The following is a 20,215-nucleotide window of genomic DNA, read 5'->3' on the forward strand; positions in this document are numbered from 1 at the left end:
GTCCGCGATCCTGGGCGCGGGCGGCACGTGCGGGCGCAAAGGAGACGCGTGGACTGTTCCCGTAGCCATGCTTAGCATGTTCGGTTCGACGACGTCGTGCGGCTGCACAATCAAACTTGACATATGCCTGCTCGTCCGGGTTGCAGCGACGGGCAAAGTACGTCCCGCCCTACTGCCCACCGATCCTCTGCCACAGCCAACGCGCCACCGCGGCGGGCGAGGAGTTCGCATTGCTGCCACTGGCGCGCAAATTAGCTTCGCGCATTGTCGCAATGTCGATCCGGCCAAGCAGCGGCTTCAGCGCCTCCTGCAACGCCGCATCATGCGCGCGCCGCGGTGCGAGCAGCAGGACCGCATCATAGGGCGGGATCGCGTGCTTGGGATCGGCCAGCGTCACCAGGTCGTATTCCTTGATCCGCCCCTCGCTGGTATAGCCCGCGATGACGTCGACGTTGCCGCTCGCCACTGCAGCATACATGAAATCCGGCTGCATCTGTCGTTGCGTGCGGAATAACAGTCCGTAGGCCTTGTGCAGAGCGGTCCATTCGGGGCGCGAGAAGAACTCGTAGTCGCCCGCAATCGACAGCGTCGACGCATGCGCAGCCAGGTCGGTGATCGAATGAATACCAAGTGCATCGGCGCGCTGCCGGGGCATCACCAGCGCGTAGGCGTTCTCAAAACCGAGCGTGCCGAGCAGGGTGATGTGCTGTTTTGCCAGGATCTCCTTCAACCCGGCGAGCAAGGTTTCGCGCGGCGGCATATCGGTGCGGTGAAACTGGTTGACCCACAGCGTGCCGGAATAATCCACATAGACGTCGATGTTGTTGGCCGCGAGCGCCTGGAAAATCACGCTGGAGCCGAGACCTTCGCGCGTCGAGACCTGCAATCCCGCGGCCTGCAGCCGCTGCTCGATCAGCGCCGAGAGCACATATTGCTCGGCAAACGTCTTGGCGCCGGCGACGTAGGTCGACGGCGCTCGCGCCATCGAAGGAACCAGCGTGGCCGCGACCAGTGCGGCGATCCCGACGCTGCCGAGCACGGTGCGGAGGCGCTTGCGCTCACGCAATCCGCGCTCGATCAGCGCCAGAAATTGATCGATCGCGAGCGCCAGCAGCGCCGACGCGATGCAGCCGAATAGGACGAACACCCAGTTCTGGGTCTGCAATCCGGCGAAGATGTAATTGCCGAGGCTGGTTTGCCCGATCGGCGTCGACAGTGTCGCGGTTCCGATCACCCACACCGCCGAGGTGCGGATGCCGGCCATGATCACCGGCAGCGCCAAGGGCAATTCCACCGTGAACAGCGATTGCCGCGGCGTCATGCCCACCCCTTGCGCCGCCTCAAGCAACGCGGGATCGACGCCGTTCAGCCCGGTGATGGTGTTGCGCAGCACCGGCAGCATGGAATAGAGCGCCAGCGCCAGCATGGCGGGCAAAAATCCGAACGCGGAGAAATCGAAGCCGAACCAGTGAAGTGTCAACGACGCAATGGCGAGCAGCAGCGGGTAGAACAGCGCGAGCAGCGCCAGTCCTGGCACGGTCTGGACGACGCTGGCGAGGCCCAGCAGGATGCTGCGGATCACGGCAGCGTTGCGTGCGAGGATCGCGAGCGGCAGGCTGATCATGAGCCCGAGCGCGAGCGCTGCCAGGCTGACCTGAACATGGCTGCCAAGGTAATCCGGCAGGTGCGCCGCAGCGTCGCGCCAACGAGGGTCGGTCAGGAAACTCATCCCGCGCTTGCTCCCGGGAGCAGGGCGTTCAGCCGCTCGGCCTGGCGCCTCGGCGTGCTCAACAGCTCCGCCACATAGGGGTCGTTGTTGTTTGCCAGCTCAGCCGGCTGGCCTTGCGCCACAACCCGTCCGGCCTGCATCACGGCGATGCGATCGGCAAGCAGCAAGGCCTCTGTCATGTCGTGGCTGACCATGACCGTGGTCAAGGCGAGCCTGCGATGTAGGGCGCGGTATTCCTCGCCGAGGGTATCGCGGGTCAGCGGATCGAGCGCGCCGAAGGGTTCGTCCATCAGCATGATGCGGGGACGGGCGGCGAGCGCCCGCGCCACGCCTACACGCTGCTGCTGCCCGCCCGACAGTTCATGCGGAAGGCGATCGCGATGGAGGGAGCGTTCGAGCCGCACCAGGTCGAGGAGCTCATCGACCCGCGCGGCGATCTCGGCGGCGGGCCAGCCGAGCAGTCTCGGCGTAACGGCGATGTTGTCGAAAACGCGCATGTGTGGAAAAAGCCCGCCGCTCTGGAACACGTAACCCATGCGCCGGCGCAAGTGAACCGGATCGACGTCGCGCACGTCCTCGCCCTCCACCATGACGCGACCACTATCAGGGTCGAGCAGGCGGTTGGCGAGCCGCAGCAAGGTGGATTTGCCGGAGCCGGAGGTGCCGACGATCGCCAGGAATTCCCCAGCGGCAATATCGAGCGAGACATCGTCGACGGCCGTGACGCGTTCGGCGTTGGCAAAGCTCTTCCCGACATGGGCGTAGGAGATCAGCGGTGCGAGTGCCATGGTTGGACTGGATCAGTGCGCTCGTGTCCCGAATCCGAAATTCGCTTCGTTCTTCGTTGGACATGTTATCGAACTTCAGATTCGAAGGCACTAGCAACTCTATGCAGCCCGCCGCGACGCGCGGTGACGTCGCGGGCGTTGCGGTACGAATCGTACCGTTACGCCTCTATTAGACGCTTGTTAGAATACGCTTCCCGAGGTTCGTCCGTACCGTACAAAGTTTGTTTGCGCGGCGTTCGCGAACAATCTGTTCGCACCATGCGACGCGCTCATGCAGTGCCGGATCGGGAGGAAGCGGCAACATCGCGCTTTGCGCTGGTTCGTTCTCCAAGGCGCCTTTCGTTGGAGGGAACTACGATCATTCCAGAGCTGCTCGTACCCTTTCGTAGCCATGCAGACACATCGAAAAACAAAAGCGCCCGCCGTCAGGTCAGTGTCAGTCGGTCGGCTAACCGTCAGCACACCTTTTGTCGTGGCCGAAAGGCTCCGGCGAACGCATCACTAACCTATGGCCACCCTACGCAAACGCAACTGGAGGACATCGAAAGACGAAGCCCGCAGCGGCCTCACCGTTGACTAGTTCGACACGCAAGGCGTGCGCCAGCCAAGCAATTGGAAACCCGCGCCGAGGCCAATGACTTCCGGATCGAAACCGAAAGCCAGCTTCGCGCCGGCACCTATCGCCCCGAAGCCGACAAGGTCCTTGTCGCCGAATTGGCAGAAGTCGTTCTCGACCATTGCCACGCCCGCATGGAACGCGGCGAGTGCATGACGCGCCCGTAACTTTCAGGTCTATGAGAGCTACGTCCGCAACTACATCTGCCCAAGCGCCGTCACGAGCAGAAGCACGCCAAGCCCCACCAATTCCAGGCGTTCGAGAAAGGCCTTGGGCTTCGCAAGCTCTCGCAGCTCACCTTCGGCGTGGTCACGAACTTTCGTGACGATCTCGTACAGGGCGGCTTGATAGAGTTTCGCCATATTCGGGTGGAGGAGGGCGGCGGTTCCTCCGCGTTCGCGAGCAGGTCGACTAACTCGGCCTTGTGTGCTTCCAGAGTGCCGATCTTTTCCTTCAACTTCGCTCCAGGGCCCCCCCTCAAGGATGGCTTGTCCGACATCGTGACGCTGCGACCGCACCTCGTGCCCGAGCTTCCGCTGTTCGGGAGGCAGGCCCACGAAGGCGGCGAGGTCTTGCCCTCCGGATAGGTTGACGCGATCGCGTTCGATGACGCCGGCGGCATCGAACTCGGTCGTCGATTGGAAGAGCGACGTGGCTCCGGATGCCTCGAGCATCGGCCACTACATCGGAGTGGTTTCCGGCGAACCACACTTGCTGCAGCCAATCCGGATACTTGATATCGCGCAACGGCCGCCCCGCACATTCAGCGCGAGAGCAGGCCTTTGTCGGGCACTTGCTGCGCCGGTTGTCGGCATTGAGACTCAATGCCAGAAACCTGACACTACTCGCCGCTACCAAGTGCCTGCTGAGCCTGCGAATTCACTTCGGCACACGATTTGCTCTGTTCACTGCATCATCACCAATCGCAGTGCGATGGTCTTCGGAACGGACACGGCGCGCGTCGCTGTTCGCGTTTGGTCCGTTCCGACGGTTTGCTGTGGCAATGACTTGGCGCGCCGTTGTGGAGCGAGAAAATGCAGGGAAGCGTTGATGCGATCTAGAGTTCTTCTTTTGGGAGCCACAGTGAAACTGCCACCGGAAGCGTGCGACTGGTACGGAGGCTATATTGGCGGACAAGTCGGTGGCAGGCACCTCCAGCCTCCTTCACCAATCCCTACGGTCAGTCGATCTATGGCGATGCCGACAGGTTCGATGTCATGCGGCGGCACAACCCGCACTCGTCGTTCGGCTCGGGGCCGCATTTCTGCCTGAGCGCGGCGCTGGCGCCTGGAATTGCGATGCGCCTTCCTCGCGCCGCTCGTGCGGCTGGAGGATCTGGCGCTGACCATCGCCGCGGAGGATGTCGTCTACCCGCCGTCTTACGCATTCGCTGCCCGCGGCGCCTACCGGTCACCTTCCGCCCTTCCATCGCCTAGAGAGTGAAGTGCCACTATGTCCGAACAACCCTTGCCGACGCTGCCGATGTGGCGCGTCGATCACATCGAGCCTTCGCCGGGGATGTTGGCACTACGCGCCAACGGTCCGATCCACCGCGTGCGCTTCCCGTCCGGACACAAAGGCTGGTGGGTGACAGGCTATGACGAGGCCAAAGCTGTGCTGTCCGACGCGGCGTTCCGGCCCGCGGGAATGCCGCCGGCGGCATTCACCCCGGATTCGGTGATTCTCGGTTCCCCGGGCTGGCTGGTCTCGCACGAGGGGGGCGAGCATGCCCGGCTACGCACGATCGTGGCACCAGCCTTCAGCAACCGCCGGATGAAGCTGCTCGCGCAGCAGGTCGAGGCGATCGCCGCGCAGTTGTTCGAGACGCTAGCGGCCCAGGCCCAGCCCGCCGACCTGCGGCGCCACCTTTCCTTTCCGCTTCCGGCCATGGTCATTAGCGCGCTGATGGGCGTGCTCTACGAGGATCACGCCTTTTTCGCCCGGCTGTCCGACGAGGTGATGACGCACCAGCATGAAAGCGGCCCGCGCAGTGCGTCGCGCCGGGCCTGGGAAGAACTGCGCGCCTACATGCGCGGCAAGATGTGGGACAAGCGCCAGGATCCGGGCGACAACTTGCTGACGGATCTGCTCGCGGCGGTCGACCAGGGCAAGGCGACCGAGGAAGAGGCGATCGGCCTGGCGGCTGGCATGCTAGTGGCGGGGCACGAGAGCACCGTCGCGCAGATCGAATTCGGCCTACTGGCCATGTTCCGCCATCCGCAGCAGCGCGAACGCCTGGTCGGCGATCCATCCCTGGTGGACAAGGCGGTGGAGGAAATCCTGCGCATGTACCCGCCGGGCGCGGGCTGGGACGGCATCATGCGCTATCCGAGGACCGACGTGACCATCGCGGGGGTGGATATTCCCGCGGAGAGCAAAGTGTTGATCGGCCTGCCGGCGACGTCGTTCGATCCGCGCCATTTCGATGACCCGGAAATCTTTGACATCGGACGCCAGGAAAAGCCGCACCTGGCGTTCTCCTACGGGCCGCACTCATGCATCGGCGGGGCGCTGGCCAGGCTGGAACTCAAGGCTGTGTTCGGTTCGATCTTCCAGCGCTTTCCCGCGCTACGCCTGGCCGTGCCGCCCGAAGAACTGAAGTTGCGCAAGGAGATCATCACAGGCGGGTTCGAGGAGTTCCCGGTGCTCTGGTGATGCGCGGACGGCGCCGCCGATCGCGATCTTCTTCGCAATTTGCCCGCGCGCGTGGGGCGCGCCGGTCAGATCAGCCCGCCGATAGGTAACCAAGATGGACGTGCAAGAAACCACGGCAGCATGCCGGGATGCCTTCGCCGAACTGGCGTCGCCAGCGTGCATCCACGACCCATATCCGTTCATGCGGTGGTTGCGCGAGCACGATCCGGTGCATCACGCGGCGTCGGGCCTTATTCTGTTGAGCCGCCACGCCGACATCTACTGGGCGCTCAAGGCCACGGGCGATGCGCTTCGGGGACCGGCGCCGGGCGAACTGGCGCGCTATTTTCCGTATGCGGCGACCAGCTTGTCGCTCAATCTGCTGGCGTCCACGCTAGCGATGAAGAACCCGCCGGCGCATACGCGTCTGCGCCGGCTGATCTCGCGCGATTTCACCATGCGCCAGATCGACGACCTGCGGCCGGGCATCGCGCGCATCGTCGCCGCGCGCCTGGACGGCATGGCGCCCGCGCTGGAGCGCGGAGAGGCCGTGGACCTGCATCGGGAATTCGCGCTGGCCTTGCCGATGCTGGTCTTCGCCGAACTGTTTGGCATGCCCCAGGACGACATGTTCGGGCTCGCCGCCGGCATCGGCGCCATTCTGGAAGGCCTGAGCCCGCACGCCAGCGATCCCCAGCTCGCCGCGGCGGACGCGGCCAGTGCCAGAGTGAAGGCCTACTTCGGCGGCCTCATAAAGCGCAAGCGCACCGATCCCCGCCACGACATCGTGTCGATGCTGGTCGGCGCACACGACGATGATGCCGACACGCTGTCGGATGCGGAGTTGATCAGCATGTTGTGGGGCATGCTGCTGGGCGGCTTCGCCACCACTGCTGCCACCATCGACCATGCGGTCCTGGCGATGTTGGCGTATCCCCAACAGAGACACTGGCTGCAGGGAGACGCCGTGGGGGTGAAGGCGTTCGTCGAAGAAGTCCTGCGCTGCGACGCGCCCGCGATGTTCAGCTCCATTCCGCGTATCGCCCAGCGCGACATCGAATTGGGCGGCGTGGTGATCCCGAAGAACGCGGACGTGCGCGTGCTGATCGCGTCCGGCAATCGCGACCCGGACGCCTTCGCCGATCCCGATCGCTTCGATCCGGCGCGGTTCTACGGCACCAGTCCAGGTATGTCGACCGACGGGCAGATCATGCTGAGCTTCGGCCATGGCATTCACTTCTGCCTCGGTGCGCAACTGGCCCGGGTGCAGTTGGCCGAGAGCCTGCCGCGGATCCAGGCCCGTTTCCCCACGCTGGCATTGGCCGGGCAGCCGACCCGGGAGCCCTCCGCGTTCCTTCGGACGTTCCGCGCGCTGCCGGTGCGGCTGCATGCGCAAGGGAGCTGAGATGCGCGTCGTGGTCGACCAGGATCTGTGCGGAACCAGCGGGCAGTGCGTGCTGACGCTGCCGGGCACCTTTCGCCAGCGCGAATCGGACGGCGTGGCCGAAGTGTGCGTGGCGACGGTCCCGCAGGTGCTGCACGCCGCCGTGAGGCTGGCGGCGAGCCAGTGCCCAGTCGCCGCCATTCGGGTCATCGAAAGCGACGCTGGCGATGACGAGCGCGGCAGCGCCGACCCTCCGCCTTCTCCACGGGAGGCCGAGCGGCATGCCGCAAGAGACCAACGCCATCCAGGAGGACACGATGGGACGGTTTGAAGACAAGGTGGCCGTCGTGACCGGTGCCGGCGCCGGCATCGGCAAGGCATGCGCCCTCGCTATCGCGCGCGAGGGAGGTAGGGTGGTCGTCGCCGACATTGATGGCTCGGCGGCTATCGCCTGCACGACGCAAATTGCATCCGAAGCGGACCACGCGCTGGCCTTGGCCATAGACATCGCTGATGCGCAGGCGGTGGCTGCGCTGTTCGAAACGGCGGAGCGGCACTTCGGTGGGGTCGACCTGCTGGTGAACAACGCGAGCGCCATGCACCTGACTCCGCGCGACCGCGCGATCCTCGACCTGGACCTGGCGGTCTGGGATCAGACAATGGCGACCAATCTGCGCGGCACGTTGCTCTGCTGCCGGCAGGCCATCCCACGGATGATCGCCCGCGGTGGTGGCGCAATCGTCAACATGTCGTCGTGCCAGGGGCTCAGTGGTGACACCGCGCAGACGTCCTACGCCGCGTCGAAGGCGGCGATGAACATGCTGTCCGCCTCGCTCGCCACCCAGTACGGTCATGCGCAGATCCGCTGCAACGCGGTTGCGCCGGGTCTCATCATGACCGATCGTCTCCTCGCCAAGCTGGACGAGTGCACGCAATGGCATCTGCGCCGGCACCAGCTCCTGCCGCGCGTCGGCCGCCCCGAAGACGTGGCCGCGCTGGTGGCGTTCCTGCTCTCCGACGATGCTGCGTTCATTACTGGCCAAGTCGTGTGCATCGACGGCGGCATGCTGGCGCATGTGCCGACGTACGCCGATGGTGGCAACAGCCGCGCCGCGCGGCCTTCCGGCAAGACCGCCGAAGCGGACGCGTCGCGGCGCTGCTGATGGACATGCTGCTCAACCCGCTGAACCGTCGGCATCGCCTGCGGCACGACATCCCGGTCGTGCCGCGCGCTTTCCCCTTGGTCGGGCATCTTCCCGCCGTCGTCTGCGACCTGCCGCGCCTGCTGCGGCGCGCGGAACGGACGCTGGGCAGCCACTTCTGGCTGGATTTCGGCCCTGCCGGACACTTGATGACCAGTCTGGACCCGGATGCTCTCGCACTGCTCCGGCACAAGGACGTGTCATCGGCGCTGATCGAAGACATCGCGCCCGAATTGTTCGGCGGAACGTTGGTCGCCCAGGACGGCATCGCGCACCGGCAGGCGCGCGATGCGATCCAGGCGGCGCTCCTGCCCAAGGGGCTGACCCAGGCCGGCATCGGCGAGCTGTTCGCGCCCGTCATCCGGGCGCGCGTGCAGAGGTGGCGCGACCGCGGCGACGTAACCATCCTGCGTGAAACCGGCGATCTGATGCTCAAGCTCATCTTCAGTCTCATGGGAATCCCCGCGCAGGATCTGCCGGGATGGCATCGCAAGTACCGGCAACTGTTGCAGTTGATCGTCGCGCCCCCGGTCGACCTGCCCGGGCTGCCCTTGCGGCGCGGCCGCTCCGCCCGCGATTGGATCGATGCGCGGTTGCGCGAGTTCGTCCGCGCCGCGCGCGAACATGCCTCGCGCACCGGGTTGATCAACGACATGGTGAGCGACTTCGATCGCAGCGACGATGCGCTTACCGATGACGTCCTGGTCGCCAATATCCGCTTGCTGCTGCTTGGTGGGCACGACACCACCGCCTCGACAATGGCCTGGATGGTGATCGAGCTGGCGCGGCAGCCTGGGCTGTGGGACGCCCTGGTCGAGGAGGCGCAACGCGTGGGCGCGGTGCCGACCCGGCACGCGGACCTGGCGCAGTGTCCGGTCGCCGAGGCGCTGTTCCGCGAAACGCTGCGCGTGCATCCGCCGACGCCCCTCCTAGTGCGTCGCGCAGTGCGTGAATTGCGACTCGGCCAGCGGCGCATTCCCGCGGGCACCGATCTGTGCATCCCGCTGCTGCATTTCTCGACCTCGGCGCTGCTGCACGAGGCGCCTGATCAGTTTCGGTTGGCGCGGTGGCTGCAACGCACCGAGCCGATCCGTCCGGTGGACATGCTGCAGTTCGGTACCGGCCCACACGTCTGCATGGGCTACCACCTGGCATGGCTGGAACTGGTGCAGTTCTGCATCGCCTTGGCGCTGACCATGCACGAGGCCGGGGTGCGGCCGCGGTTGTTGAGCGACGTCGAAAAAGGCCGGCGCTATTACCCGACCGCACATCCGTCCATGACTATCCGCATCGGATTCTCATGAGCTTGCACCGCATGCCCCTGTGGCGAGGCAGCGGTGCCAGCGACGCGCGGCATTGCTGCACTCGGCGCGCGCGCACGGTGCGATCGGACAACACCTCGGCGGCTCGCCTGTCAGGGACAAGGACATGAACAACATGCAGACCGGTTCCACGCCACAGGACGACAGAACTGGTGATTCCGCGCTCGGCGGATTGGGCGGACAGGCGCGCAGCGCATCCGGCGGGCTGCTGCCCGAGATCTGGATGCAGGACGGCGCAAAGCGGGTCGAACAGGTGCTGGCGCGCCTTCTCTGCGCCGAACGTGACGGTGAGACCGAGCTGATGACGGCGATGCGCTACGCCACCTTGCATGGCGGGAAGCGCACCCGCGCCTTGCTCTGTCTGGCTGCCGGCGCACTGGCCGACAAGCCGACGCACATGCTCGACGACGTCGGCGCCGCCATCGAGATGATGCACGCTTGTACCCTGGTCCACGACGATCTGCCCGCTATGGACGACGACGTGCTTCGTCGCGGCCTACCGACCGTGCACGTCAAGTTCGGCGAAGCTACTGCGATCCTGGTCGGAGATGCGCTGCAGGCGCACGCCTTCCTGACCCTGGCGAGCCTGGATGCGCCGGGCGACTACCGTATCGCGCTCGTGCGCGAACTGGCGCAGGCGGTGTCCGCCGAGGGGGCCGCAGGCGGGCAGGCCATCGATCTGTCGCTGGTCGGAAAGCACGTGGAGCTGGACAGGATCGTGGCGATGTACCGGATGAAGAGCGGAGCGCTAGTGCGCGCGTCCGTTCGCATGGGCGCACTATGCGCCATCGCGGAGGATGTCGCGCACGCTGCGCTGTACTGTGCGCTCGATCGCTACAGCGCCTGTTTCGGCCTGGCGTTGCAGGTGATCGACGACATTCTCGACGTGACAGCGGATACCGCGACGCTGGGCAAGACCCCCGGCAAGGACGCGGCGGCGCAGAAGCCGACCTGCGCGTCGATCATGGGACTGCAGGCAGCGCGCCAGTTCGCGCTGGATCTGTTGCGCGATGCCGGGGAGGCCATCGCGCCGCTGGGACCGCGTGCAGAACGGTTGGCGCAAATCCTGCAGCGGGCCAACGCGTATCTGTTCAAGCACGCGCCATGCGCATGAGCGTGCCCGTCCGCTTGGAGACGCTCCTGTGCCGCTGCGATCGGCCGGCGGCAGCGGTGCATGCTGCACTATGTGCGAAGTCTCCGGCGCCGATCGCAGCGGTTGCCCAGCACGGCCGCGGCGCACGGGGGCGCGCTGCCCGCAAGCCTATGCGGCGGGCCGGCGCCAGCATCGGGGTGGTCGCCGCGCCGGAGCGGGACGGCCGTCCGGCACTGCCTACGCGACGGCCTGCGGCGACATGCGCGCGACGTTTGCCCATCCGCCTGCAGAAGGAGCAGCCCGCGTGAACGCGCTGTCCGAACAGATCCTTTGCGAATTGCGTCGCCTGTTGAGCGAGATGAGCGATGGCGGCAGCGTCGGTCCGTCCGTTTATGACACCGCGCGAGCTCTGCGGTTCCACGGCAACGTCGCCGGTCGGCAGGACGCATACGCGTGGCTCATGGCGCAGCAACAGGCCGATGGCGGATGGGGAAGCGCGGACTTCCCGCTGTTCCGCCATGCGCCTACGTGGGCGGCATTGCTGGCATTGCAGCGGGCCTATCCTCTTCCCGGCGCTGCCGACGCAGTCCAGGCTGCAACCCGCTTCCTCCAGCGCCAGCCCGATCCCTACGCGCATGCGGTCCCGGAAGACGCGCCGATCGGCGCGGAGCTGATCCTGCCGCAGTTTTGCGGCGAGGCCGCATCCTTGCTGGGCGCCGTGGCGTTTCCGCGCCACTCGGCGCTGTTGCCGTTGCGGCAAGCGTGTCTGGTCAAGCTGGCGGCGGTGGTGACGTTGCCGAGCGGCCATCCGTTGCTGCACTCCTGGGAAGCCTGGGGGACGTCGCCGACCACCGCAGTCCCGGATGAGGACGGCAGCATCGGCATCAGTCCGGCGGCCACCGCCGCGTGGCGCGCGCACGCCGTGACACAGGGGAGCACGCCGCAGGTCGGGCGCGCCGACGCGTATTTGCAGACGGCATCGCGGGCGACGCGCAGCGGCATCGAAGGTGTCGTTCCCAACGTCTGGCCGATCAATGTGTTCGAGCCATGCTGGTCGCTGTACACCCTGCATCTGGCCGGGCTGCTCGCGCATCCCGCGCTCGCCGGGGCGGTGCGCGTGATCGTCGCGCAGCTTGACGCGCGTCTGAGCGGGCGCGGTCTGGGCCCGGCCTTGCACTTCGCGGCCGATGCGGACGACACCGCGGTTGCGTTGTGCGTCCTGCGCCTTGCTGGCCGTGACCCTGCGGTCGATGCGTTGCGCCATTTCGAAATCGGCGAGCTGTTCGCCACCTTCCCCGGCGAGCGCAATGCCTCGGTGTCGACCAACATCCATGCCCTGCATGCCTTGCGACTGTTGGGAAAGCCCGCCGCCGGCACCAGCGCTTACGTCGAGGCCAATCGCAACCCGCACGGTCTATGGGACAACGAAAAATGGCACGTTTCGTGGCTGTATCCCACCGCGCATGCGGTCGCTGCGCTGGCGCAAGGCAGGCCCCAGTGGCGCGACGAGCGCGCGCTGGCGGCGCTGCTACAGGCGCAGCGCGACGACGGCGGCTGGGGCGCCGGTCGCGCGTCCACATTCGAGGAAACCGCCTATGCCCTGTTCGCGCTGCGCGTGATGGACGGGAGCGAAGAGCCGACAGGGCGCTGGCGCATCGCGCAGGCGGTCGCGCGTGCGCTGGAGTGGATGCTCGCCCGCCATGCGGCGCATGCATTGCCGCAAACGCCGCTGTGGATCGGTAAAGAACTGTATTGCCCCACGCGGGTCGTGCGCGTGGCCGAACTCGCCGGGTTGTGGCTGGCGTTTCGTTGGGGGCGGCGCGTCCAGGCCGAGGGCGCAGGAGCGGCGCCATGATCCAGCCCGAACGCGCGCTGCAGCAAGTGCTGGAGTGGGGGCGTTCCCTGACCGGGTTCGCCGACGAGCATGCCATGGAAGCCGTCAGGGGCGGCCAGTACATCCTGCAGCGCATCCACCCGAGCCTGCGCGACACCAGCGCCCGCACCGGCCGCGACCCGCAGGACGAAACGCTGATCGTGGCGTTCTATCGCGAATTGGCGCTGCTGTTCTGGCTCGACGATTGCAACGACCTTGGCCTGATCGCGCCGGAACAGCTCGCCGCGGTGGAGCAGGCGCTGGGGCAGGGCGAGCCGTGCGCGCTCCCCGGATTCGAGGGCTGCACTGTGCTGCGCGCTTCGCTGGCGGCGCTTGCCTACGATCGTCGCGACTATGCTCAGCTTCTCGACGATACCCGGCGCTACTGCGCGGCGCTGCGCGCCGGACAGGCGCGGGCGGCAGAAGCGGAACGCTGGTCCTACGCCGAGTACCTGCACAACGGCATCGATTCGATCGCCTACGCGAACGTGTTCTGCTGCCTATCGTTGCTGTGGGGGCTGGACATGACGACCTTGCGCGCGCGTCCGGCGTTTCGTCAGGTCCTGCGGCTCATCTCCGCGATAGGGCGCTTGCAGAACGATCTGCATGGACGGGAGAGGGACAGGTCGGCCGGCGAGGCCGGCAACGCAGCGATCCTGCTGCTGCAGCGCTATCCGGCTATCCCTGTGGTGGAGTTCCTTAACGACGAGCTGGCCGGCCATACGCGCATGCTGCACCGGGTGATGGCGGAAGAACGCTTTCCCGCGCCGTGGGGCGCGTTGATCGAGGCCATGGCGGCCATCCGCGCCCAGTACTACCAGACCTCGACCAGCCGCTACCGCAGCGACGCTGCGGGGGAAGGCGAGCGTGCACTGGCTTGAACGCGCGCGAGGCGATGGCGTGCGCGCACTGCCGTCGGTCCGATCCGGCGCAACGCCGTCGTCCGATGCGACCGACGGAGCGAACATGAGCGACACGGCGCCCTGAGCCGGCGTAAGGACGGCCATCTGGACCTCGTGCTGGGTCGGCAAACGGCGCCGGCCACGGTTGCAAGAACTGCGAGCGATTGATCGAACACGATGCGGTGATCGCGCTGTTCAACAAAGTGGTGGAGATCGCCAATGACCGGGGCTGGTTGTCGGGCGAACATTTCAGCGTGGATCGCACGTTGATCTAGGCTTGGGCCGAGCAGAAGAGTTTCAAGAAGGACGGCGATGACGAGGGCGGCAGCGACTTCCGCGGACAATCGCGCAGCAAGCATGCGCACGTGTCCACGAGCGATCTGGATGCGCGGCTGTATCGCAAAGGCAGCACGGCGCTGCGCTACATCGGACACGCGCTCCGCTCACTTCTGAGCAATTCGATGGCGGCACAATGGCGAGCCGCAAGTGGTCGCTAAGTTTTTACAAATTTGGAATCTAGGTATGTTGGGGACGGCGGAAATGCCTCACGTGCCTCTCGATGCGCCGCAGTCCCTAAGCGACAACTACGTTCGGATTGACTGAGCACAGTTGCGGAAACATGGCGTTCTGACGGGCCCTGACATCGACGATCACGCAGTCTGCGTCTACCAGCGCGCAATATGAAACCCGGCTAACGGCACCCACTTTGGAACAGTCGGCGAGAATAACGCGCTTCCACGCATGAGCAAACATCGCTCTTGCTATCTCTACTTCGTCGGGATGAAGCTCATCGCATCAGCGGTCGCATCGAGACCGAACGGAGAGACCATCGCGAAATCTTCTCGGTAGCGAGCTTTCTCATTGACGGTAATCGCCCCGATCGTTGCGGGCGGATCGTCTGTCCCCACCCAGGATCACACCTCTGTTTCCGCGCTGCGTGCAATCACCCGCGGAAGTCAAGCACTTGGCGGCATTCAGAGAGTTGGTGACGACAATGAGCCCTTCCATCTGAGCTAAGCGTTGGGCCAGGGTGGTTGTCGTGCTTCCCGCGTCGAGAAAGATCGTCTGAGTCACTGACCGGCTCAGCCGCGCTTCTATCGTTTCTAGAGCAACGGCAGAACTTCGGCGTGAAGTTCTGCCGTGCTTGCAGCGATGACCCGCTTGCCGGAGGTAATCGTGAGCGGCTTGCCCTCCCAGTCGGTGACAATGCCGCCGGCTTCTTCGATCACCGGCACCAGCGCCATGAAATCGTAAGGCTCCATCCGCGTCTCGATGACGAGGTCGATGTGTCCAGATGCAAGCAACCCATAATTATAGCAATCGCCGCCGAAGCGACACATCCGGGCAGTTTGGCTGATGCCCAGGATTTGATCGCGTTCTGATTCTGCAAAATAGAGGGGCGACGTGGTGTAGAAGTTCGCGTCGGCGAGGCGCCGGCAGTCGCGAACTTGGCATTTTGTGCGAATGCCGCTCGAGTTGACAAACCAGCTACCCAGGCCGGTTGCGCCCGTCCAGCGTTCCCGCAATGCGGGCATCTCGACGACGCCAATCTGTGAACGTCCTTGGATAGCGAGCGCGACCAGCGTTCCCCAAAGCGGAGACCCGGAAATGAAGCTGCGCGTGCCATCTATGGGATCGACCACCCACGTAGGCGAATCGAGATCACCCTGGATCCCGTATTCTTCACCGAAAATCGAATGCTCTGGAAATCGAGCGGAAATCGCCTTTCTGATGGCTTGCTCGACACGCCGATCTGCCTCCGTAACGGGGCTCTCGTCATCCTTCGTGTTGATGTCTATCGGCCGTCGAAACCATTCGGTGGCGTGAGAACCTGCGCTTCCAGCGATCTCAAACGCGAAATCGACCAAATCAGACATCGAGTCTGCACCATCCATGCTGGCAACCTCCTGAGCATTACAGATCCAGCTTAAGGTACAAAAACACATATTGCCAGATCGCTTTTGATACCGTGGCTTCGGTTGCCACGCAGAAACCCAAAAACAAAAAGCCATCCCGATTAGCGCTCGTATCTCTAACCGGACGACCACTCCGGCCTACCATGCGGTAATTGATATTGGCTTCGACAGAGAAATGCTTTTGGCTTCATCGGCAATTACCAATCGCTGGAAGAATTTGCCGACACCTCCTGGAGGCGCGCAAAACCCACATTGGTCCGCGATAGTCAGATCCTCATCTCTTCGCGCATGTATGCTCGCCTTACCGAATGGAGCAGCAAGGCTCGGGGCTAGACGCAATAATAAGCGTCGCTCGGTGTTTAGCGGTGCGTTCAATCCGAAGAAAATCGACCGCTCAGCATCAAACGATGCATTTTGCATCAAGAAAAGAATACCGCTTTCCCGGACTGGCTGAAAAAGAGATTGCCTTGGACTCGCTCGTCTCTGCTTTCTCTGAGACTATTGATCGTTCGCCGATGCTGCCTGCGAGGGGAATGCGGATGACTTGCAATGGCCCGTTTGACCGATCTCGAAGTCGCGCCGCGCCGCTGACATCGTGTCGAACGGTGTGTTGTTGACGCAGCGAGCGTGTGCCGGCACGTATCACGGATACTGATCGGCCACCCTTCCCCTAGTTCAAATCTGCCGGCAGCTCGCATGAGCCGCGCTGTAACCCGCTGGATGCGCGCCCGCGCGAACGCTTCGTGCTGCCTTCCTCACCCCTTCACGTCCAATGTTTGAGGCAAATCCAATGACTCAGGTCAAATTCGCTTACTGGGTTCCAAATGTTTCCGGTGGCCTTGTAATCAGCAAGATCGAACAGCGAACCGGGTGGGACATCGACTATAACCGCCGCCTGGCGCAGATCGCGGAGCAGGCTGGCTTCGATTATGCGCTGAGCCAGATCCGCTTCACCGCCGGTTATGGCGCCGAGTTCCAGCATGAGCCGGTCGCCTTCAGCCATGCATTGCTCGCGGCGACCAAGAAGCTGAAGGTGATCGCGGCGCTGCTGCCCGGACCGTGGAATCCGGCGGTCGCCGCCAAGCAGATCGCGACCATTAGCCAGCTGACCGAGGGGCGCGTTGCCGTCAACATCGTCAGCGGCTGGTTCCGCGGCGAGTTCGCTGCGATCGGCGAGCCCTGGCTCGACCACGACGAACGCTATCGGCGCTCCGAAGAATTCATCCGCGCGCTGCGCGGGATCTGGACGCAGGACAATTTTACGTTCCGCGGCGATTTCTACCGCTTCTCGGACTACACGCTGAAGCCGAAGCCGGCGCATCCCTTGCCCGAGATCTTCCAGGGCGGCAGCTCGCGCGCCGCGCGCGACATGGCCTCGCGGGTGTCGGACTGGTACTTCACCAATGGCAACTCGGTCGAGGAGATCAAGAAGCAGGTCGACGACATCAGGGCCAAGGCGCGCGCCAACAATCACTCGGTCAAGATCGGCGTCAACGCCTTTGCGATCGCGCGCGACAGCGAGGCCGAGGCGCGCGCGGTGCTGGACGAGATCGTCGTCAAGGCCGATCCCGATGCGGTCAACGCCTTCGCGCATGAGGTGAAGAATGCCGGCAAGGCCTCGCCGGAAGGTCAGGGTAATTGGGCGAAGTCGAGCTTCGAGGACCTCGTCCAGTACAATGACGGCTTCAAGACCAATCTGATCGGCACGCCTGAGCAGATTGCCGAGCGCATCGTGGCACTGAAGGAGGTCGGCGTCGATCTCGTGCTGCTCGGCTTCCTGCATTTCCAGGAAGAGGTCGAATATTTCGGCCGCCGCGTCATTCCGCTGGTCCGTGCGCTGGAGGCGAAAACCGCCGCGCACGCCCAGGCCGCCGAATGATCGGGAGCCTTTCGACGTGACGGCGATGGCGACGAATGCTGACGTCCTTGCGCTGGAGGCGGCTCCAGCGGAAGGCAAGCCGCGGGCAACGGCGATGGCCGATGCTCCCGATCGGCGGCTCGCGCCGGCCGCCGATCGCGCGGCACGGCCGGTGCTGGCGTTGAGCGACATCGCGCTGACATTCGGCGGCGTCGCGGCGCTGCGCGACGTCGACCTTGCGGTCGCGCCGGGTGAGATCCGCGCCGTGATCGGGCCCAATGGCGCCGGCAAGAGCTCGTTGCTCAACGTCATCAGCGGGCTCTATCGGCCCGACCGCGGCCAGGTGTGGCTCGGCGAGCATGCGTTCGTTCAGGTGCCGACGGCGCAATTGGCTACGCACGGCGTCGCGCGCACGTTCCAGAACCTCGCGATCTTCAAGGGGCTGTCGGTTTTCGACAATGTCCTGATGGGGCTCGCGCATCGTGTCCGCACAGGTTTCCTGCGCCAGATCATCGGCTCGCCACTGGCGCGCCGGATCGAGGCGGAGAACCGCGCCGCCGCCGACGACGTCATTCGCTTCCTGCATCTTGGCGATGTCCGCGAGCGCGCCGCCGGAACTTTGCCCTATGGTTTGCAGAAGCGGGTCGAGCTGGCGCGGGCGCTGGTGGCGCGACCGACGTTGCTGCTGCTGGACGAACCGTTCGCGGGCGTCACGTCGAGCGAGAAGCTCGAGCTGTCCGAGCACGTGCGCAACGCGCGCGACAGCTACGACGCCACCATCGTGCTGATCGAGCACGACATCGCCGTGGTAATGGCATTGTCCGATCGCATCGCGGTGCTCGACAACGGCCGCAAGATCGCCGACGGCACGCCCGACGAGGTGAGATCCAGCCAGGCGGTGATCGACGCCTATCTCGGCGTCGCGCATCAGGACGTCACGGAGCTCGCGGTCTGATGTTCGACTATCAGTTTCTGATCGAGGTGCTGGTCGGCGGCCTGCTGTCGGGGGTGATGTACTCGCTGGTCGCGATCGGCTTCGTGCTGATCTACAAGACCTCGGGCGTGCTCAATTTCGCGCAAGGAGCAATGCTGCTGTTCGCGGCGCTGACCTTCGTCAGCCTGATCGAGCGGGGCATCTCGTTTCTGGTCGCGTTCCTGGTCACGCTCGCGATCATGGTCGTGCTGGGCGTGAGCGTCGAGCGAACCGTGCTGCGGCCGCTCGTCAACCAGCCGCCGATTACCCTGTTCATGGCAACGCTCGGGTTGTCCTACGTGATCGAGGGCGCGGCGCAGCTGTTGTGGGGCACGCAGGTTCACGGCCTCGACATCGGGATCAGCGACGTGCCGCTCGACATCGCCGGGGTCTTCATCAGCCGGTTCGATCTGTTCGCCGCAGCAGTCGCAGGGAGTCTGGTGGCGCTGTTCGCGCTGTTCTTCCGCTACACCCGGACCGGGCTCTCGTTCCGCGCGGTTGCCGACGACCCGTTCGCGGCACTTGCCGTCGGCCTGCGGCTGCCGCGGGTCTGGGCCAGTGTGTGGACCGCCTCCGGCATCGTCGCGCTGGTCGCGGGGCTGTTGTGGGGCGCGCGTCTCGGCGTCCAGTTCTCGCTGTCGCTCGTGGTGTTGAAGGCGCTGCCGGTGCTGGTGCTCGGCGGCTTCGATTCGATCGCCGGTGCGATCATCGGCGGTCTATTGATCGGCGCCATCGAGAAGCTAGCGGAAGTCTATGTCGGGCCGCTGTTCGGCGGCGGCATCGAGGCCTGGGCCGCCTATGCGGTAGCGCTGGTGCTGCTGCTGGTGCGGCCGTCCGGGCTGTTCGGGCAGAAGCTGGTGGAAAGGGTCTAGGCGATGAGCACAGCAGCACCGGGAGGACGGCTCGCGCCTGGCGTCGAGACCGTTGCGATCACCGCCGCGGCGGTGATCGCCTTTGGCGCCGTTCCACTGCTTGGTTCCGACTATCTGATGGACGCGGTGCTGACGCCATTTCTGGCGCTGGCGCTCGCCGCCGTCGGGCTCAATGTCCTCACCGGCTATGCCGGGCAGGTGTCGCTGGGCTCCGCCGCATTCCTCGCGGTCGGGGCCTACGCCACCTACAACCTTCACCTCCGGCTTCCGGAGCTGCCCCTGATCGTCGATCTGGTGATCGCCGGCCTGATCGCGGCCGCGATCGGCATCGTGTTCGGATTGCCGAGCCTGCGCCTGCGTGGGTTCTATCTCGCGGTCTCGACCTTGGCCGCGCAGTTCTTCGTGCAATGGGCCCTCACCAAGTTCGGCTGGTTCTCCAACGACAATCCGTCCGGCGTGATCGATGCTCCGGTGCTCAGCGTGGCTGGGCTCACCTTCACGAGCCCGGCGGGGCGCTATGTGTTCTCGCTGAGTGTCGTCGTGGTGGCGACGTTCCTGACCTTGCGGCTGCTGCGCGCGCAGAGCGGCCGCAACTTCATCGCGGTGCGCGATCACGAGCTCGCGGCCAAGGTGATCGGCGTGCCGCTGCTGCGCACCAAGCTCCTGGCCTTCGGCGTCTCCTCGTTCCTGATCGGCATCGCCGGAGTGTTGTGGGCTTTCGCCTATCTGCGCACGGTCGAGCCGGCCGGATTCAATCTAGACCGCTCCTTCCAGATCCTATTCATCATCATCATCGGCGGGCTGGCCTCGCTGCGCGGCGCGTTTCTCGGCGCCGCCTTCATCGTGGTGTTTCCGCTGATCCTGTCACGCGCCGGCATGGCCTTGCTCGGCGGCGTGTTCGATTCGGGCGTGCTGGAGATGAGCCAGCGCATCGTCGTCGGCGCGCTCATCATCGCCTTCCTGATTGCCGAACCGCGCGGCCTGGTCGCGCTGTGGGATCGGCTTTGGCGCGCCGTCACGGGGCCGGCCGCCATCAGCAACACATGACATTTC

18 protein-coding genes and 1 pseudogene are annotated in these 20,215 nt (G+C 65.0%); 13 read left to right on the forward strand and 6 right to left on the reverse strand.

Going from position 1 to position 20,215, the window contains the following annotated elements:
• Nucleotides 1-169: 169 nt before the first annotated feature.
• The 4 genes from ACVI1L_RS22115 to ACVI1L_RS22130 form a co-directional block, all read right to left on the reverse strand.
• Nucleotides 170-1,729: an ABC transporter permease/substrate-binding protein gene (locus ACVI1L_RS22115; protein ID WP_456783788.1), complete on the reverse strand. Its 1,560-nt coding sequence runs from the start codon at nt 1,727-1,729 to the stop codon at nt 170-172.
• Entirely contained in the window at nt 1,726-2,517 is a 792-nt protein-coding gene (locus ACVI1L_RS22120) for an ATP-binding cassette domain-containing protein (RefSeq protein WP_456783789.1), read from the reverse strand. The genes ACVI1L_RS22115 and ACVI1L_RS22120 overlap by 4 nt, the downstream gene beginning before the upstream one ends.
• A 576-nt stretch (nt 2,518-3,093) precedes the next feature.
• Entirely contained in the window at nt 3,094-3,255 is a 162-nt protein-coding gene (locus tag ACVI1L_RS22125) for a hypothetical protein (protein WP_456783790.1), read from the reverse strand.
• A gap of 75 nt (nt 3,256-3,330) precedes the next feature.
• Complete coding sequence (locus ACVI1L_RS22130; protein WP_456783791.1) at nt 3,331-3,807, reverse strand: hypothetical protein; 477 nt, start codon at nt 3,805-3,807, stop codon at nt 3,331-3,333.
• A gap of 778 nt (nt 3,808-4,585) precedes the next feature.
• Between ACVI1L_RS22130 and ACVI1L_RS22135 the strand changes: the two genes are divergently transcribed.
• The 9 genes and pseudogenes from ACVI1L_RS22135 to ACVI1L_RS22175 all read left to right on the forward strand — a co-directional run.
• Nucleotides 4,586-5,788, forward strand: coding sequence for a cytochrome P450 (locus ACVI1L_RS22135; RefSeq protein ID WP_456783792.1), 1,203 nt, complete (start codon nt 4,586-4,588; stop codon nt 5,786-5,788).
• A 94-nt stretch (nt 5,789-5,882) separates the two neighbouring features.
• The gene (locus tag ACVI1L_RS22140; protein ID WP_456783793.1) at nt 5,883-7,172 is read left to right on the forward strand and encodes a cytochrome P450; all 1,290 of its coding nucleotides are present in this window, start codon (nt 5,883-5,885) and stop codon (nt 7,170-7,172) included.
• Between the two features lies 1 nt (nt 7,173).
• Nucleotides 7,174-7,482: a ferredoxin gene (locus tag ACVI1L_RS22145; RefSeq protein WP_456783794.1), complete on the forward strand. Its 309-nt coding sequence runs from the start codon at nt 7,174-7,176 to the stop codon at nt 7,480-7,482.
• Complete coding sequence (locus ACVI1L_RS22150; protein WP_456785582.1) at nt 7,469-8,314, forward strand: SDR family oxidoreductase; 846 nt, start codon at nt 7,469-7,471, stop codon at nt 8,312-8,314. Before ACVI1L_RS22145 ends, ACVI1L_RS22150 begins: the two co-directional genes overlap by 14 nt.
• Nucleotides 8,314-9,657, forward strand: a complete 1,344-nt coding sequence (locus tag ACVI1L_RS22155) for a cytochrome P450 (RefSeq protein ID WP_456783795.1) — start codon at nt 8,314-8,316, stop codon at nt 9,655-9,657. Before ACVI1L_RS22150 ends, ACVI1L_RS22155 begins: the two co-directional genes overlap by 1 nt.
• A gap of 133 nt (nt 9,658-9,790) precedes the next feature.
• Nucleotides 9,791-10,789: a polyprenyl synthetase family protein gene (locus ACVI1L_RS22160; RefSeq protein ID WP_456785583.1), complete on the forward strand. Its 999-nt coding sequence runs from the start codon at nt 9,791-9,793 to the stop codon at nt 10,787-10,789.
• Nucleotides 10,790-11,072: 283 nt separating this feature from the next.
• Nucleotides 11,073-12,623, forward strand: coding sequence for a hypothetical protein (locus ACVI1L_RS22165; protein WP_456783796.1), 1,551 nt, complete (start codon nt 11,073-11,075; stop codon nt 12,621-12,623).
• On the forward strand, nt 12,620-13,522 hold the full coding sequence (locus ACVI1L_RS22170; RefSeq protein WP_456783797.1) for a terpene synthase family protein: 903 nt from the start codon (nt 12,620-12,622) through the stop codon (nt 13,520-13,522). Before ACVI1L_RS22165 ends, ACVI1L_RS22170 begins: the two co-directional genes overlap by 4 nt.
• Before the next feature lie 170 nt (nt 13,523-13,692).
• Nucleotides 13,693-13,983: pseudogene (locus tag ACVI1L_RS22175) on the forward strand (IS5/IS1182 family transposase); the annotation flags it as partial.
• 418 nt (nt 13,984-14,401) lie between these two features.
• Here the strand turns inward: ACVI1L_RS22175 and ACVI1L_RS22180 are convergent.
• Together ACVI1L_RS22180 and hisN are read right to left on the reverse strand one after the other, a co-directional pair.
• Entirely contained in the window at nt 14,402-14,617 is a 216-nt protein-coding gene (locus ACVI1L_RS22180; protein ID WP_375162640.1) for a hypothetical protein, read from the reverse strand.
• Nucleotides 14,618-14,646: 29 nt separating this feature from the next.
• Nucleotides 14,647-15,438 carry a histidinol-phosphatase gene (hisN, locus tag ACVI1L_RS22185; RefSeq protein WP_253640891.1) on the reverse strand — a complete coding sequence of 264 codons (792 nt, stop codon included), beginning with the start codon at nt 15,436-15,438 and terminating at the stop codon, nt 14,647-14,649.
• Nucleotides 15,439-16,249: 811 nt separating this feature from the next.
• Between hisN and sfnG the strand changes: the two genes are divergently transcribed.
• Genes sfnG through ACVI1L_RS22205 form a run of 4 tightly spaced genes read left to right on the forward strand, consistent with a single transcriptional unit; the run spans nt 16,250 to nt 20,209 of the window.
• Complete coding sequence (gene sfnG, locus ACVI1L_RS22190) at nt 16,250-17,338, forward strand: dimethylsulfone monooxygenase SfnG (RefSeq protein WP_456783798.1); 1,089 nt, start codon at nt 16,250-16,252, stop codon at nt 17,336-17,338.
• A 25-nt stretch (nt 17,339-17,363) separates the two neighbouring features.
• Nucleotides 17,364-18,272, forward strand: coding sequence for an ABC transporter ATP-binding protein (locus tag ACVI1L_RS22195; protein WP_456783799.1), 909 nt, complete (start codon nt 17,364-17,366; stop codon nt 18,270-18,272).
• Nucleotides 18,272-19,162 carry a branched-chain amino acid ABC transporter permease gene (locus ACVI1L_RS22200; RefSeq protein ID WP_456783800.1) on the forward strand — a complete coding sequence of 297 codons (891 nt, stop codon included), beginning with the start codon at nt 18,272-18,274 and terminating at the stop codon, nt 19,160-19,162. Before ACVI1L_RS22195 ends, ACVI1L_RS22200 begins: the two co-directional genes overlap by 1 nt.
• Before the next feature lie 3 nt (nt 19,163-19,165).
• On the forward strand, nt 19,166-20,209 hold the full coding sequence (locus tag ACVI1L_RS22205; RefSeq protein WP_456783801.1) for a branched-chain amino acid ABC transporter permease: 1,044 nt from the start codon (nt 19,166-19,168) through the stop codon (nt 20,207-20,209).
• Nucleotides 20,210-20,215 lie beyond the last annotated feature (6 nt).

This window comes from Bradyrhizobium sp. USDA 4516, assembly GCF_054055915.1.

Bases quoted from the DNA above. Each gene is read 5' to 3' on its own strand.
- ACVI1L_RS22205 (WP_456783801.1), top strand. From the start codon at position 19,166: ATGAGCACAGCAGCACCGGGAGGACGGCTCGCGCCTGGCGTCGAGACC.
- ACVI1L_RS22135 (WP_456783792.1), top strand. From the start codon at position 4,586: ATGTCCGAACAACCCTTGCCGACGCTGCCGATGTGGCGCGTCGATCAC.
- hisN (WP_253640891.1), bottom strand. From the start codon at position 15,438: ATGGATGGTGCAGACTCGATGTCTGATTTGGTCGATTTCGCGTTTGAG.
- ACVI1L_RS22150 (WP_456785582.1), top strand. From the start codon at position 7,469: ATGGGACGGTTTGAAGACAAGGTGGCCGTCGTGACCGGTGCCGGCGCC.
- ACVI1L_RS22130 (WP_456783791.1), bottom strand. From the start codon at position 3,807: ATGCTCGAGGCATCCGGAGCCACGTCGCTCTTCCAATCGACGACCGAG.
- ACVI1L_RS22140 (WP_456783793.1), top strand. From the start codon at position 5,883: ATGGACGTGCAAGAAACCACGGCAGCATGCCGGGATGCCTTCGCCGAA.
- ACVI1L_RS22195 (WP_456783799.1), top strand. From the start codon at position 17,364: ATGGCGACGAATGCTGACGTCCTTGCGCTGGAGGCGGCTCCAGCGGAA.
- sfnG (WP_456783798.1), top strand. From the start codon at position 16,250: ATGACTCAGGTCAAATTCGCTTACTGGGTTCCAAATGTTTCCGGTGGC.
- ACVI1L_RS22120 (WP_456783789.1), bottom strand. From the start codon at position 2,517: ATGGCACTCGCACCGCTGATCTCCTACGCCCATGTCGGGAAGAGCTTT.
- ACVI1L_RS22115 (WP_456783788.1), bottom strand. From the start codon at position 1,729: ATGAGTTTCCTGACCGACCCTCGTTGGCGCGACGCTGCGGCGCACCTG.
- ACVI1L_RS22200 (WP_456783800.1), top strand. From the start codon at position 18,272: ATGTTCGACTATCAGTTTCTGATCGAGGTGCTGGTCGGCGGCCTGCTG.
- ACVI1L_RS22170 (WP_456783797.1), top strand. From the start codon at position 12,620: ATGATCCAGCCCGAACGCGCGCTGCAGCAAGTGCTGGAGTGGGGGCGT.
- ACVI1L_RS22125 (WP_456783790.1), bottom strand. From the start codon at position 3,255: ATGGTCGAGAACGACTTCTGCCAATTCGGCGACAAGGACCTTGTCGGC.
- ACVI1L_RS22145 (WP_456783794.1), top strand. From the start codon at position 7,174: ATGCGCGTCGTGGTCGACCAGGATCTGTGCGGAACCAGCGGGCAGTGC.
- ACVI1L_RS22155 (WP_456783795.1), top strand. From the start codon at position 8,314: ATGGACATGCTGCTCAACCCGCTGAACCGTCGGCATCGCCTGCGGCAC.
- ACVI1L_RS22160 (WP_456785583.1), top strand. From the start codon at position 9,791: ATGCAGACCGGTTCCACGCCACAGGACGACAGAACTGGTGATTCCGCG.